The sequence below is a fragment of the Neomoorella sulfitireducens genome (genome assembly GCF_024733845.1).
GTDB classification, from domain to species: domain Bacteria; phylum Bacillota; class DSM-521; order Neomoorellales; family Neomoorellaceae; genus Neomoorella; species Neomoorella sulfitireducens.
The window spans coordinates 1-13,856 of the sequence record NZ_JANRHG010000011.1 but is presented as its reverse complement, the minus strand read 5'-3'; the positions used below and the strand labels follow the sequence as shown (position 1 = coordinate 13,856).

Genomic DNA, 13,856 nt, shown 5'->3' with positions numbered 1-13,856 from the left:
TTACGGGCTCCCTTCTTCCAGGTTAAAGTTTACCCGGATTTTATAAGATTTTTCCGCCGGGAGTTCCAATACCGGCAGGCCGGTCATGGTTTCGATGTTGGCTATGACCTTTTCCAGGTGGCGACGGCAGGGGCCAATCAGGGTAAACCACATATTATAAGCATCTTCTCGCAGGTAATTATGGGTAACCCCTGGAAAGCTATTAACTACTGCCGCCACTTCGGAAAGGCGCCCCTCGGGGACCTTCATGGCACAGAGGGTGCCGGTATATCCCAACCGCCGCAGGTCAAATACGGCGCCGATACGGCGAATGATCCCCTTTTCTTTCAATTTTGCCAGGCGTTCCAGGATTTCAGCTTCCTTCAGGCCAAGACGCCGGCCAAGTTCAGCGTAGGGTTCTTCCGTCAGGGGGAAATCTTCCTGGATCATGTTTAATAAACGGCGGTCAAGGCTATCCAACTTGCATCCCCTTCCGGCCCTGGAAGAGGCACCAGGGCTCTTCGGCGAGATAGTCGCCGTGGTAATACCAGGCCCGGGCGCGGCAGCCCCCGCAGATCTTCTTGTAACCGCAGCGGCCGCAACCACCACTATAATTCTCAGACCGTAAAGCAAGGAAAATCTCACTTTCTTCCCAGATACGGTTGAAGGGCTTTTCCCGGACATTGCCCACAGGCAGGTTAAGGTAAGCGCAGGGCTGGACGTCGCCCCGGGGACTGATGATACAATAGGCAATCCCGGCCAGGCAACCGCGGCTATAGCGGACGGGAAGCCCCATTTCCCTGGCAATACGCATAAACTGGGGAGCACAGGTGGGTTTTAACTCAATGTTTACCTGCTGCTGTTTTTGCAAGATGCGTTTTAGAGTAGTTTCATATGCTTCGGCCCGCAGGGATTCCATTTCAATGCTAGCCGCCCGGCCGGTGGGCACCAGGAAAAAGAAGTGATGGGCCGCGGCGCCAAGTTCTACCGCCAGGTCGGTAATCCTTTCCAATTCATCCTGGTTCCACTCAAAGACGGTGGTATGCACCTGGAAAGGCAAGCCGGCCTCACGACAGGCCTCCATACCGGCTAAAGCTTCTTTCCAGGCACCGGCCTTCTGCCGCAGGCGGTCATGGCGTCCTGGATCGCAGCTGTCGAGGGAGATGCCTATGGCCCGTGCCCCGGCCCTTTTAAGGTCCCTGGCCAGGTCCGTGGTGATCAAGGTACCGTTGCTCCCAAGTACTGGTCTCAGGCCGTGTGCCGCAGCATACGCTACTAATTCTAGCAGGTCGGGCCTTAAAAGGGGTTCGCCACCACTGAAGATCATAATCCGGAAACCGGCTTTAACGACCTCGTTGATTAATTTTTTCGCTTCCGCCGTATTCAATTCATCTTCTATCCTGGCACCGGCATCCCGGTAGCAGTGGTCACAGTAGAGGTTGCACTGGTTGGTCGTGTTCCATGATAAGAGCATTATTTTAGCCACCTTGCTGCATCCAGGGCATAATAGGTGATAATAAGATCGGCACCGGCCCTTTTGATGGCCGTCAGGCTTTCCAGCACCGTTTTTTCCTCGTCCAGCCAGCCGCTGGCAGCGGCGGCTTTGAGCATGGCATATTCGCCGCTGACCTGGTAGGCTACTAGGGGGGCGTTGAAGGTATCTTTGACCCGGCGGATGATATCAAGGTAAGGCAGGGCCGGTTTGACCATGATCATATCGGCCCCTTCCTGGAGGTCCAGTTCTACTTCCCGCAGGGCCTCATCGCTGTTGGCCGGGTCCATCTGGTAGCTGCGGCGGTCGCCAAACTGCGGTGCCGAAGCGGCGGCTTCCCGAAAGGGTCCGTAGAAGGCCGAAGCATACTTGGCCGCGTAGGCGAGGATTGGGGTATGGGTGAAACCTTCTTTATCCAGGAGACGGCGGATGGTCCCCACCCGGCCGTCCATCATATCCGAAGGAGCGACGATGTCGGCCCCGGCCTCTACATGGGAGAGAGCCGTTCTGGCGATCAGCTCTAAGGTGGGATCGTTTAAAACCCGGCCGTCATCCACCAACCCGCAGTGGCCGTGGCTGGTATACTCGCACAGGCAGACGTCGGTGATGATCAGGAGTTCCGGGTAAGCACCCTTTAAAGCCCGTACGGCTTCCTGGACAATGCCCCGGGGGTCATAGGCCCCGGAGGCCACTTCATCTTTTACTGCCGGGATGCCAAAAAGGAGGACGGCAGGGATGCCGGCGGTAACTACCTCTGCCGCTTCTTTAACCAGGTTGTCGATGGACAGCTGGTAAACGCCGGGCATGGAAGGCACCGGGTTTTTTATCCCCTGGCCGTGGATGACGAAAAAGGGATAAATGAGATCACGGACGTTGATTTCCGTTTCCCGGATCATGGCCCGCAAGTTTTCATTCTGCCGCAGGCGCCGTGGCCGGCGCACAGGAAAACCTGACATGACAACTCACCTCCGAATGTCGGGAACATTAATATTTTCCTGCGATTTCTGCATCAGTCAGATAGCAGGCGGGATCAGATTCCCAGAAATCGCCGGTGACGCTTTCCGCCCGCGCCCGGCAGTTGCCGTTGCACATGTCTAACCATGCGCATGTACGGCAGCGACCTTTAAGGAGGGGCTTGCGGTCCCGGAGGCCCCTTAACAGGTGATTGCTTAAATCCGTCCAGATTTCACCAAAAGGCCTTTCCCGGACATTGCCCAGGGTATGATGCAGGGTAAACTGATCGGGATGGACGTTTCCGGCCCAATCAACGGCACCAATGGCGATGCCGCTACGGTTACCACCGTTCAATCGCAAGAGCTCCAGGACGGCAGCAGCCCGCTCCGGGTCCCGGCGGCGCAGCTGCAAATAAAGGTAAATACCGTCGGCATGGTTATCGACGGTTAAAATTTCTACCTCCCGTCCCTGTTCTTTCAAGCGCCTGGTAGCGTCGATAAGCCGGTCCATCGTGGCGCGGCTTTCTTCTTGGCTCAAGTCTTCTGCCACCAGTTCGCTACCCCGGCCACTGTAAACCAGGTGATAAAAACAGGCCCTGGGGATGCCCTCTTCCTTCATAAGATAAAATATTTCTCCCAGCTGGTCAACATTGGCCCGGTTGATGGTAAAGCGCAGGCCAACGCGCTGGCCGATAGCCAGACAGTTGCGAATGCCTTCCAGGGCTGCAGCAAAGGCTCCCTTTTGCCCCCGGAAGGTATCGTGCCTTTCCTCCACGCCGTCCAGGCTGACGCCTACATAACTAACTCCAATTTTCTTCAGTTCCCTGGCAGTGTTGCGGTCAATTAGGGTGCCGTTGGTGGAGAGGGTAACCCGCAATCCTTTTTGCACCGCACCTGCTATAAGGTCAAAGATATCGGGGCGTGCCAGGGGTTCGCCACCGGACAGGAGCAGGACCGGTACCCGGAAAGCCGCCAGTTGTTCTAAAAATTCCCGGGCGGCCCCGTTGTCCATTTCCTCGTTATCAGGCATGGGCCCGGCTGCGGCATAGCAATGGCGACATTTCAGGTTGCAGGCCCGGGTGCAGTTCCAAACAACAACCGGCCCGCAGTCCCGGCGCGCCCCGGCCTTTGCCCCGGCGGCTGCCTGGCTGTAGCGCAAGGTATCACCGAAATAGCTATCATCGAAAAGCAGTTTGGTAAGGCTGATCATTTTTCCTCACCTTCCCTACCGCCAGAATAATAAGCTACCATGGCCCGGATCAAGCCTTCCTTGGTATATTCTCCTGCCGTAGCCGTTACCATCAGTCCTGCTTCTCTGGCCGTGGCCGCCGTAACAGGACCAAGGCAAAAAACATCGACGCCCTGCATTAAAGGAACAGCATTATCTCCAATAAGTTCAAGAAATGATTTAACCGTTGAGGAACTGGTAAAAGTAACGGCCGTTATTTTTCCGGCAGCCAGCAGTTCCCGTACGGCATCAACATTACCTTCCCTTTTAACAGTCCGGTAAATTGCTATCTCCGTCACCTGAACCCCCTGGCGGCGCAGCTCTTCGGCAAGGAAGGGACGGGCAATATCGGCCCGCGGCAGGAGCACTCGCCGGCCCTTAATTTCCGGTCCTAACCCAGCGGCCACCGCTTCGGCAACATATTCCCCCGGCTGCCAATCGGGATTTAATCCCCGCTCCCTCAGGGCCGTGGCCGTAGCCGGGCCGATGGCGGCAATTTTTATCCCGGCCAGGGTACGGATGTCAATTTGTCTTTCCTGCAAACGCCGGCAGAAATAACGAACGCCGTTAACACTGGTAAAGATTAGCCAATCAAAATCTCCAATCCTGGCCAGGACATCATCTACAGGACCCCAGTCCTCAGGCGGGCGGATTTCTATGGCCGGGTAAACCAGTACTTCGGCTCCCAGTTCGGCCAGCTGCCTGGCCATTACTTCAGCCTGGTCCCGGGGACGGGTAATTACTACCCGCCGGCTAAAAAGGGGTTTCCCCTCCAGCCACGCTAGGGTAGAACGCAAGCTTACTACCTGACCAATGACGATAATGGCCGGGTTGCTGAAGCCGGCCTCCTGGGCTCTGGCCTCAATGTCGGCCAGGGTCCCCGTCAGGGTTTCCTGTTCGGCCCTGGTTCCCCAGCGAATGAGGGCAACCGGCGTGGAGGGATCACGACCACAGGCCAGCAAGCGGCTAACAATGGTGGCCAGGTTGGCCATTCCCATGAGGAATACCAGGGTATCGACGGCACCGGCAAGGCCATCCCAGTTTATGGTGCTATTTTCTTTTTCCGGATCCTCATTACCGGTAATGAAGGCCACCGTTGAAGCCAGGCCGCGGTGGGTGACGGGGATACCGGCATAGGCCGGGACGGCAATAGCAGCAGTGACGCCGGGCACTACTTCAAATGGTATGCCGGCCGCCTTAAGGGCCAGGGCTTCTTCCCCGCCGCGACCGAAGACAAAAGGATCCCCTCCTTTTAAACGCACTACCTGCCTCCCCCGGCTGGCAAGATCAACCAGAAGTTTATTGATTTCTTCCTGGGACAGGGCATGGTGGTGGGGGGCTTTACCTACATAAATTTTTGCAGCGCTTGCCGGTGCATAATCCAGGAGACTGGGGTTTACCAGGCGATCATAGACCACCACCTCGGCCTTTGCCAGGCATTCCTGCCCTTTAATAGTCAATAGACCCGCGTCACCGGGGCCGGCGCCGACTAAATATACCTTACCTGTGGTTGTTGCCACTCTTTAATCTTACCTCCTGTAAAAGGGCATCCGCGCCCCGGGCCAGTAATTTGCGGGCCAGTTCCCGGCCGGAAGCCTCGGGGTTGGCCGTGCTTCCCGAAATAAAATCTCTTAAAACCTTCCTGCCGTCCAGGCTGGCTACCATACCCATGAGAACAAGGGATTCACTTTCCACCACAGCCAGGGCGCCTATAGGAACCTGGCATCCTCCTTCCAGGGCACGTAGATATGCCCTTTCAGCTTGCACGGCAGCAGCCGTGGGTGGGTGGTTGACGGCAGCAACCAGGCGCGCGATCTTTTCGTCCCCGGCCCGGATCTCAACGCCGATAGCTCCCTGTCCTACGGCGGGCAGGCAGATATTGTAGGGCAGGACTTCTGCTATCAGGCGACCGTGATTTAATCTTTTTACCCCGGCAGCAGCAAGAACAATGGCCTCCAGCCCTTCCCGCTCCATTTTGGCCAGGCGGGTGGGGACATTACCCCGCAGGTCCACCAGCTCCAGGTCGGGACGCACATTGGCCAGTTGGGCCTTGCGTCGCAGGCTGCTTGTCCCTACCCGGGCCTTAACCGGTAACGTGGCCAGGGTATAACCCGCCGGGGAGATAAGAACATCAGCTGGTTCTTCTCGCGGCCCCACGGCACCGATAACCAGGCCTTCCGGCAAGCTGGTAGGCATATCCTTCATGCTGTGGACGGCCATATCGATAACCCCGTCCAGGAGGGCCACTTCTAGTTCTTTGGTAAAAAGGCCCTTATCGCCAATTCGCGCCAGGGCCACATCAAGAATTTTATCGCCCTTTGTTTTAAAGGTAACCAGGCGGCAGGTTAAATCCGGCCAGGCCTTTTCTAAGGCCTCTATTACCCAGCGGGCCTGCATGCGGGCAAGTTCACTGTCCCGGGAGCCCACTTTAATTTCCTGCATGTTATTAACTTCCTCCTTCTACTGCCGCCGTTTCTTCTTGGGAACTTGCTCCATCTACAGGCAAGTTAAAAAGTTCCTGCAGGGCTTCGGCATATAAATGTCCCCGCGGTGTAAGGGCAGCCTTTTTCAAGTTTACGACGGCATCGTGAAGAAACTGGTTGACGACAGTGTTGGCCAGGGAGCTAATTATTTTTTTCTGCCTGGGCGTCAGATCTCCCAGCCGGTTGCAGGCCCGCTCCAGTTCAGCCCTTTTAATGGTTTCAGCCTTTTCCTTTAAAGCAACAATAATCGGGACTACATATAGGGAACCCAGCCAGGAGAAAAATGCATCAACTTCCTCGCTGATGATACCTTCGGCCTGCCTGGCGGCCTGCTGCCGTTCCTCAAGATTGTTCAATACCACCTGTTGCAGGTCATCGATGTCATAAAGCTTTACCCCCGGCAGATCCCCGGCAGTAGGCTCAATATCCCTGGGTACGGCAATATCTATTAGCATCAGGGGGCTGCCCGGGTGCGCCGATTGCGCCCTCACCCTGGCTATCTGTTCCCGGTGGAGGATATAGTGACTGGCCGCCGTGCAGCTAATTACGATATCAGCCCGGGAAAGGTAATCTTCCAGGGCGTCCAGGCGCACAGCCTGCCCACCTATTTCAGCGGCCAGATCTATGGCTCGTTCATAGGAACGGTTGGATACCAGGACGGTGGTTACGCCCTTATCTTTCAAATAACGGGCGGCCAGGGTACTCATTTTACCCGCCCCGATTACCAGTACCGTACGTCCCCGGAGGTTGCCATGAAAGACCTGGCGGGCCAGCTCTACCGCAGCGTAACTAACGGATACTGTATTACGATCAATACGTGTTTCCGTCCTTATCCTTTTACCAACAGTAATGGCCTGCTGCCATAATGTATTCAGGATATTATTTGTTGTACCCGTTCTCCTGGCAATCTCATAAGCCTCAGCCACCTGGGCTAAAACCTGATCTTCACCAAGAATCATGGAGTCCAGCCCGCCTGCCACCCGGAACAGGTGGCGGACGGTATGGCGCGTATTCAGGGTGTAAAGATAGTTCTCCAGTTTTTTCGGGTCCATACGGCAGTGCTGGCCGAGTAATTTCTTTCCCGCCTTGACCCCTTTTTCTTCTTGCAGGCAAGCTATATATATTTCCGTCCGGTTACAGGTACTTAAAATCACACAACCCTCAACGTCTGCCACATCCTGCAGCTGCCTTAAGATCCCCGGCAAGTTGTGGCGGGCAAAAGCAAGTTGTTCCCGTATTTCTACCGGCGCCGTACGATGATTTAAACCGACGGCAACGACAAACACTGTTTTACCCGCTCCTTTGCTAGTTCTTCTTTGCCCCGGGCTACAAGGCGAAATAATATCTCGTCGCCGGCCAGTTGCCGCAACACTTCTTCCCGGCGCTTCTGATCATGGGGCCAGGCTTTTTTTAAAAAAGGCCGGAGTTCCCCTAAAAAATCCAACCAGGGGCCATATTCCGGTCCAATTTCGGCCTCCAGTTTTTGGCGTAACTGGCGGGCCAGGGCCGGGCTTTTGCCCGCTGTAGAGATGGCAATTTGCAAATCCCCGCGCCGGACAACAGAGGGCACCATGAAGGTACAATTACCTGGCGCATCGGCTACATTCACCCATATGCCTGCCTGACGACAGTCGGAAGCTACCTGGGCATTCAGGCCGGCGTCGGCGGTAACGGCAAAGACCAGGGTCATACCCGCAATATCGCCACTCTGGTATTCACGCCGTAACCATACCAGCTGCCTTGTCAAGGCCAGGTCGGCCAGGACATGAGTAGCATCCGGGCTTACCAGGGTAATCCTCGCCCCTGCTTCTAGTAAATTTAACACCTTGCGCTCACCGACCTTCCCCCCGCCGACTACCAGGCAAGGACGGCCAGTTAGTTCTATGGCTATTGAAAAAAAGCCCATTATAAACCACGCGTCCTCACAAAATACGTCAAACCCATTAAGGTGTCACGTGCCCGTCCTTCTGGCAGAAAAACGGCGTGTTGCCTGGCGCGGGCCAGGTAACGCTCGGCCAGGCCCAGGGCATAATCGATACCACCACATTTTTTAATGAGGTCAATGACCTCCTGGATTTCAGTGGCGGTTTTCTCCCTTTTAGCCAGCAGGCAAACCAGCTTTTGTTTTTTGGGCGAAAAGCGTGAAGCATAAATGGCCGGCAAGGTAATAACTCCCTGGCGCAAATCGCTACCTATGGGCTTACCAAGGCGTTCCGGTTCGGCCACCATATCCAGGACGTCATCGGTAATCTGGAAAGCCATGCCAAGGTTGCGGCCATAATGGTACAGGTGGCGGATAAAGTCCTCCCCGGCCCCGGCAGCTATAGCCCCCAGCTGGCAGCTGGCGGCAATAAGCAAGGCCGTCTTGCGGTAAATACGCTTCAGGTAGTCCCGTAGGGTAACTTCCACGTCAAAAGCGCCGGCCAGCTGGTGGAGTTCTCCCTGAACCATTTTGACGCTGGTAGAAGCCAGGATTGAAGGAATACGCGGATCATCATAGGCGGCCACCAGGAGAAGGGAACGGGCAAAAAGATAGTCTCCTGTATGCAAAGAAAGCTCCTGGCCCCAGCGTGCCCATACCGTCGGGCGTCCCCGCCGTACCGGCGAGGCATCAATAACATCGTCATGGACCAGACTGGCCATGTGAATCATTTCCAGGGCTACGGCAAGGGGGAGAACTCGCTGCAGTTCAGCACCGCAGCATTTTGCTGCCAGGATGGCAAAGGCCGGCCGCAATCTTTTCCCACCCGCCTGGACCAGGTGCCGTGCCGCCTGGCTCAAGACCGGATCGGGGGTATCCACCTGGCGCAATAATTCCGCCTCTACCCCTTGTAAATCAGCTTGTACCTCCTGCCAGAGGGACAACTCTTTCATATTTACATTATACCACCTGTTACTTTTCTTGCCGAGTTTTTTTCCTTAAAACCTGAGCCTTATCCTATAAAGAATATTGCCTTATTTGGATAGCACCGGCAGGTTTTTTAATTGATCAAATTGCTTGGCCAGAGCAGCATTGGTATTTTTTACCTGGTCCAGGAGTTGACCGGACCGGCCGGTATCTCCCTGGCGGTAAGCAAGTACTGCTTGCCACAGCTGGGCTTCCGGCTTTACTTGCGGGTCTTTGGCTGCTGCGCTAAGGCGGGATGCCGCTTCTTTCTCCTGTCCCAGGAAATAGTGACCAATGGCTCCCTGGAGCTGGATAACCGGGGTCAGGGCTACCCCGCCCGCCTGGTGCAGTTCTTTAAATTCTCCCAGGGAATTTACTTTTTCCTCAACGGCCGCAGGTAGAGACGCTGCCTGCTCGAACATCAACCGTGCCTCGTCTTCCCGGCCGATCTGCAGGTAGCTAATGCCGGCTGCAACATAAGCCTTGCCCAAATTCTCCCATCCAGAACCCACCCAAGGAGCAACCTGCCGTACCCTTTCCATGACCGCTAGTGCCTGCTCTACCTCACCATTCTGCCAGTAGGCTTCTGCAAGGCGGTTTAAGATCGTCAGGTTATAAGGCTCTTTATTGCTGGCAGCCAGGGCCAGTTCCAGGGCTTCTCTGGCTTTCCCCAGCTTCAGGTAAATACCGGCCAGGTCACTATCATAGGATGCTGTAAAGGGGTCGTAACGGCCAGCTTCTTCCAGGTAAGAGACCGTCGCCTGGAGGTTGTTTTGCTGCAGGGCGGCAGCCGCCCTGCGGGCGCTGGATACCCCGGCCAGGTAAGATATACAGAAAAGGACGATGACCAGGGTTGCCAGGGCCGCTCCTGTAATAAAGGCCCCCTGTTTATTTTTTAAAGTTGCCACCGCCAGGGCCGGTTCCGATCCCAGGCGTTGTCCTTCTATCCCCCTTGCCAGTCCAAAGTAAGCCCAGAGCATCATGGATACGGCCCCCAGGGCCAGATCAAAATCAATAGCTGCATGCAGGCCCAGGTTCAAGGCGGCCGTACCAATAGCCAGGGACTGCAAACGTTCTGTGCCGTGGTAAAAACGGTAATTTAAAGCAATGGTGTAGAAGAAAAAGAGCCAGATAATCCCGATTACAGCAAGGCCTGTCAAGCCATTTGCAACAGCTTCCTGGGCGTAATCGTTGTGTACCTGGGTAGAATTATAAAAATAACTCTGGTACTGGCGATAGGCCGCTTCCCATCCCCCGCCGCCAAAACCAAGGATGGGGCGATCGCGGATCATCTTCATGGCATCTCCGGTCCATATCAACCTTTCCCGGCTGCTTTTTGTTTCCAGGCTGAAATCCTTCAGGCGGTTCATTATCTGGGGCGGCAGGATTCGGGCCAGAAGAACACTTGATTGCCCATCCCCTCCTGCCGGCATTACCGCCGCCTGTTTAAAGGCGGAGAAGATCCCGCCCGCCGCCAGCAACACCAGGACGGCCACCACCGCAGCCATTCGCATACGGGCGGTAGGTAATTTTAAGGCGGCAACCTGGATAATAAGTTGGCCTGTAAGGGCGACCAGCAGGCCCGCGGCAAACCATGTCCAGGCCGGCGTGTAGGCTTTAGCTACGGCCAGGGGTATAAAACGGGCAATGCCTGTAAAAGCGGCCAGGGCGCTGGCCATTATGTGGGCCAGGGTATTCAGCCGGTACCCTTTAGGCGCCAGTAGCCAGTAGAGAAGTATCACCACCGGGAACACCAGGTATGCTCCCCGGGAACCCGTCCCCAGGAAGACCAGAAGCAACAGGTAATTGGCGGCCGCGTATAGATACCGCCGGCGGCTGTCGGACTGGGCCCAGAAATAAAACCCGATGATACTGGCGGCACCGACATAACTGGCCAGGGCATTGGGGTACTGTAAAGTAGAATAGAAACGACCGCCGACAAACCCATCTTTAATATAAACAATCCCGGTCGCACTGAGCAGGGCCGCCAGGGCGACTCCTGTTGCGGCCAGGTAAAGGGCATGAAGAAGGTAAAGGGTGCGACGCTGGCCAGCCAGCCTGGAGGTCAACCAGAAAGTTAAAAAATAGAGGAGTACCTTGGCTACTTCATTTACGGCCAGGCTGCGGCTGGCCGGTTTAATGGCAGCCAGGATATAGACTATTACCAGGGCAGCAGCGGCAAAATCCAGGGGCCGGTTGAGTAAGAACACCTCCCGGCGGGACAGTTTCCACAGGTATGTAAGGATAAAAAGGACGGCGGCTAAAAGCAGGGTCCAGCGCTGCTCTACCGGGAAAAAGAGGCCGCGAAAAAAAGGTGGGTAAAAGAGAAGTAGCAGCAGCCCGGCAAAAGCCACTGTAAATAAAGTCTGGTTACCCCCCACAGGCCAAAAGGATTCCCCATTGCTGCTTTTTACGCCGGTACGGCGCCAGGGAGTTACCCGCATACCGGCATCCGAATTAGTTCTTAACTTGCTATTACTAACCGCTCCCTTTCTCTCACCTTTTATGGCCCCTGTTAAGGGGATCACCTTCCCTTTTGCAGGTACTTCTTTTGTAGAAGTTTCCCCCTTTTTTCTCTTGCTCCGTGCCATGGCCAGACCCCTTTCTAACATCTCCTTCTAACATTTCATTCGCCGCTTCCCTATCCTTTTCCTGCTGCAAATTTTACCGGCAAGGGAAATGCAGCTTAGTATATTCCCGTACCGGCCCTGATGTGATCTTTTGACGATAAAGCTTTTAGGTGCTATCCTAATAAGGAATGGTAAGACCGGAAGATATTAAACGAGCGGTGAACATTATGATAACCTTGTTTTTGTTCCCAATATGTATGGGGTTGTTTATGCTACGCAAGACGGTAAGGAATACCAGGAGTTATATGCTTTTTACTATCCTCGCTTTTATTCTTTTTACAATAACTTCCTGCAGCTATACTAGCGGTGATCAGATTCCTCTTCGGGTTCAACATTCAGTTCCTGTTGCGGAAACGAACCCGGCATCTCCCGGAACCCCTCCTCCATCTTCAGCCCGGCCTGATGTAACCGGGGTACTGCATGTCCGTTACCTGGATGTGGGGCAGGGAGATGCCATCCTGGTGCAGCTGCCGGATGGCAAGAATATTTTAATTGACGGCGGTACCAGTGAAGCCGGCCCGGGAGTGGTCCGGAAATTAAAGGAGTATGGCGTCAAGAAACTGGATTTTGTCATCGGTACCCATCCCCATGAAGACCATATCGGCGGCCTGGACCTGGTAATAAATAGTTTCCAGGTTGGCAAGGTTTACCTGCCCAGGGTAACCCATTATACCGACGCCTACAGGGAACTTTTGCTGGCTGTAAAAGATAAAGGTCTTAAGGTAACAGAAGCAAAGGCCGGTGTGACCCTGCCCCTTGAAGGAGACGTTCACGCCCTTTTAATCAGCCCAATTAAAAGTAGTTATGAAGATCTAAACGATTACAGCGCCGTCCTGCATCTTACCTTCGGCCAAACGGCCTTTCTCTTTACCGGTGACGCCGGTACTGCCGCCGAGGAGGAAATGCTGGCCGGCGACGGGCCCATAAAGGCCGATGTTCTCAAAGTAGCCCACCACGGTTCCCGTTATTCTACTGGCACAGCTTTTCTCAAAGCTGTAGCTCCCAGCTATGCCGTAATTTCCGTCGGTAAGGGTAATGATTATGGCCATCCCCATACCCAGACCCTGCAACGCCTGCGAAAAGCCGGGGTTAAAATCTACCGTACCGACCGGGAGGGCACCATAACCGCCGTATCCGACGGCCGGGGACTGACTATACAGTAGCCCGAGCATCTTCAATTTAATAATAAAAATAAGGAAAGGAGTAAGATAATGCTCCGCCGGGAACTACTGGTTATTGATCGTTTTGAAGAGGATATGGCCGTAATTGAATACGGTCGTCGTACCTTTACCCTTCCCCGGTCATTGCTACCCCGGGCTGCCAGGGAGGGCGACGTAATTAAACTCGCCGTAGTCCTGGACCCGGAAGCTACTGCCCGGCGCAAAAAAGAAGTCCGCTCCCTGGCGGACGATGTATTTGAAGGATAAAGCCTTAATGCTTACCGGGCTGCATCCACAATGGCCCTGATTTTAGCGTCCACTTGGCTGGCTATTTCTTCCAAGCCAGCTTCAGGATAAAACTTTGCCAGCATGGTGGGTCGCAGGGCGCTGATATAAGTCTTGCCGTCCCGGGTGTAGACATTTATTTTACAAGGCATCATCAGGCTGATCAGTACATCTTTAGCCAGGACTTCGTAGGCGTAGCGGGCATTGCAGATCTCAATGATTTTCAAGGGTTCAATAGAATAGCCTTTACTTTGCAAGGTTGCCTGGACATCGTGGATATGCAGTACCTTCATACCTTGCGCGGTAGTAGCTTCTTCCACGGAAGCGACAGCAGCGGCAAAATCTTTATCAGTGGTCACCGTATAGCTCATCTCTTGCTGTACCAAGCTATATCCCTCCTGCCAATTCTATTGTTTTAATAATACTACTTTTAAATTTCGCCGTCAATATAATGGACGTTTGACATCAAGCGTTTTTTGCCAGGGCGATGAGGCATCTTGCCGCCTGGTAGGCTTCCAGGAAATCGGCGCCGGTGTAGGTTACGGTAATGGCATCAAGGCGCTGGCTACGGGGTAGTATTGCTGCTGCCGCCGCCCGGGCCGGGTCGTTAAATTTAATCTTTACTGTTGCCGGCGCCGGTGCCGTAAGGGGGTGACAGCTCTTTTTGTTGAGGGCCTTGATCAATCCCTGGCGGATTTTTTCCCTGGCCAGCCGTGGGGGGAGGGAGCGTGCGGCATGATAATTGACTGCTTCTTTAAC

14 protein-coding genes are annotated in these 13,856 nt (G+C 54.6%); 2 read left to right on the top strand and 12 right to left on the bottom strand.

Annotated elements, in window-relative coordinates; genetic code table 11:
* From ahbA to NWF31_RS10955, 10 genes are all read right to left on the bottom strand, one after another.
* The gene (gene ahbA, locus NWF31_RS11000; RefSeq protein WP_258360554.1) at positions 1-459 is read right to left on the bottom strand and encodes a siroheme decarboxylase subunit alpha; all 459 of its coding nucleotides are present in this window, start codon (positions 457-459) and stop codon (positions 1-3) included.
* Positions 452-1,453 (bottom strand): putative heme d1 biosynthesis radical SAM protein NirJ2, encoded by a 1,002-nt coding sequence (nirJ2, locus tag NWF31_RS10995; RefSeq protein WP_258360553.1) that lies wholly within the window; start codon positions 1,451-1,453, stop codon positions 452-454. The genes ahbA and nirJ2 overlap by 8 nt, the downstream gene beginning before the upstream one ends.
* The gene (gene hemB / locus NWF31_RS10990) at positions 1,453-2,427 is read right to left on the bottom strand and encodes a porphobilinogen synthase (RefSeq protein WP_258360552.1); all 975 of its coding nucleotides are present in this window, start codon (positions 2,425-2,427) and stop codon (positions 1,453-1,455) included. The genes nirJ2 and hemB overlap by 1 nt, the downstream gene beginning before the upstream one ends.
* Positions 2,428-2,455: 28 nt before the next feature.
* Entirely contained in the window at positions 2,456-3,634 is a 1,179-nt protein-coding gene (locus NWF31_RS10985) for a radical SAM/SPASM domain-containing protein (RefSeq protein ID WP_258360551.1), read from the bottom strand.
* Positions 3,631-5,172: a uroporphyrinogen-III C-methyltransferase gene (gene cobA, locus NWF31_RS14830; RefSeq protein ID WP_258360550.1), complete on the bottom strand. Its 1,542-nt coding sequence runs from the start codon at positions 5,170-5,172 to the stop codon at positions 3,631-3,633. Before cobA ends, NWF31_RS10985 begins: the two co-directional genes overlap by 4 nt.
* Positions 5,153-6,094 carry a hydroxymethylbilane synthase gene (gene hemC / locus NWF31_RS10975; RefSeq protein ID WP_258360549.1) on the bottom strand — a complete coding sequence of 314 codons (942 nt, stop codon included), beginning with the start codon at positions 6,092-6,094 and terminating at the stop codon, positions 5,153-5,155. Before hemC ends, cobA begins: the two co-directional genes overlap by 20 nt.
* Before the next feature lie 4 nt (positions 6,095-6,098).
* Positions 6,099-7,421, bottom strand: coding sequence for a glutamyl-tRNA reductase (gene hemA, locus NWF31_RS10970; protein ID WP_258360548.1), 1,323 nt, complete (start codon positions 7,419-7,421; stop codon positions 6,099-6,101).
* Positions 7,397-8,041: a precorrin-2 dehydrogenase/sirohydrochlorin ferrochelatase family protein gene (locus tag NWF31_RS10965; protein ID WP_258360547.1), complete on the bottom strand. Its 645-nt coding sequence runs from the start codon at positions 8,039-8,041 to the stop codon at positions 7,397-7,399. The genes hemA and NWF31_RS10965 overlap by 25 nt, the downstream gene beginning before the upstream one ends.
* A complete protein-coding gene (locus NWF31_RS10960; RefSeq protein WP_258360546.1) occupies positions 8,041-9,009 on the bottom strand; it encodes a polyprenyl synthetase family protein in 969 nt (322 codons plus the stop codon). Before NWF31_RS10960 ends, NWF31_RS10965 begins: the two co-directional genes overlap by 1 nt.
* A gap of 81 nt (positions 9,010-9,090) precedes the next feature.
* Complete coding sequence (locus NWF31_RS10955; RefSeq protein ID WP_258360545.1) at positions 9,091-11,634, bottom strand: tetratricopeptide repeat protein; 2,544 nt, start codon at positions 11,632-11,634, stop codon at positions 9,091-9,093.
* A gap of 227 nt (positions 11,635-11,861) precedes the next feature.
* Between NWF31_RS10955 and NWF31_RS10950 the strand changes: the two genes are divergently transcribed.
* Positions 11,862-12,815, top strand: coding sequence for a ComEC/Rec2 family competence protein (locus tag NWF31_RS10950; protein ID WP_258360544.1), 954 nt, complete (start codon positions 11,862-11,864; stop codon positions 12,813-12,815).
* A 48-nt stretch (positions 12,816-12,863) separates the two neighbouring features.
* The gene (locus NWF31_RS10945) at positions 12,864-13,079 is read left to right on the top strand and encodes a DUF3006 domain-containing protein (protein ID WP_258360543.1); all 216 of its coding nucleotides are present in this window, start codon (positions 12,864-12,866) and stop codon (positions 13,077-13,079) included.
* 11 nt (positions 13,080-13,090) lie between these two features.
* On the opposite strand, the gene NWF31_RS10940 is transcribed toward NWF31_RS10945, so the two are convergent.
* Both NWF31_RS10940 and NWF31_RS10935 read right to left on the bottom strand, forming a co-directional pair.
* Complete coding sequence (locus NWF31_RS10940; RefSeq protein WP_258360542.1) at positions 13,091-13,483, bottom strand: DUF302 domain-containing protein; 393 nt, start codon at positions 13,481-13,483, stop codon at positions 13,091-13,093.
* Positions 13,484-13,562: 79 nt separating this feature from the next.
* Positions 13,563-13,856: M55 family metallopeptidase (locus NWF31_RS10935; protein ID WP_258360541.1), on the bottom strand; the 294-nt coding region annotated here is incomplete at its 5' end.

What these genes read in the sequence shown, in the direction of transcription:
- NWF31_RS10950 (WP_258360544.1), top strand. Translation starts at nt 11,862, where the DNA reads ATGCTACGCAAGACGGTAAGGAATACCAGGAGTTATATGCTTTTTACT.
- NWF31_RS10960 (WP_258360546.1), bottom strand. Translation starts at nt 9,009, where the DNA reads ATGAAAGAGTTGTCCCTCTGGCAGGAGGTACAAGCTGATTTACAAGGG.
- NWF31_RS10965 (WP_258360547.1), bottom strand. Translation starts at nt 8,041, where the DNA reads ATGGGCTTTTTTTCAATAGCCATAGAACTAACTGGCCGTCCTTGCCTG.
- nirJ2 (WP_258360553.1), bottom strand. Translation starts at nt 1,453, where the DNA reads ATGCTCTTATCATGGAACACGACCAACCAGTGCAACCTCTACTGTGAC.
- hemC (WP_258360549.1), bottom strand. Translation starts at nt 6,094, where the DNA reads ATGCAGGAAATTAAAGTGGGCTCCCGGGACAGTGAACTTGCCCGCATG.
- NWF31_RS10945 (WP_258360543.1), top strand. Translation starts at nt 12,864, where the DNA reads ATGCTCCGCCGGGAACTACTGGTTATTGATCGTTTTGAAGAGGATATG.
- NWF31_RS10985 (WP_258360551.1), bottom strand. Translation starts at nt 3,634, where the DNA reads ATGATCAGCCTTACCAAACTGCTTTTCGATGATAGCTATTTCGGTGAT.
- hemB (WP_258360552.1), bottom strand. Translation starts at nt 2,427, where the DNA reads ATGTCAGGTTTTCCTGTGCGCCGGCCACGGCGCCTGCGGCAGAATGAA.
- NWF31_RS10955 (WP_258360545.1), bottom strand. Translation starts at nt 11,634, where the DNA reads ATGTTAGAAAGGGGTCTGGCCATGGCACGGAGCAAGAGAAAAAAGGGG.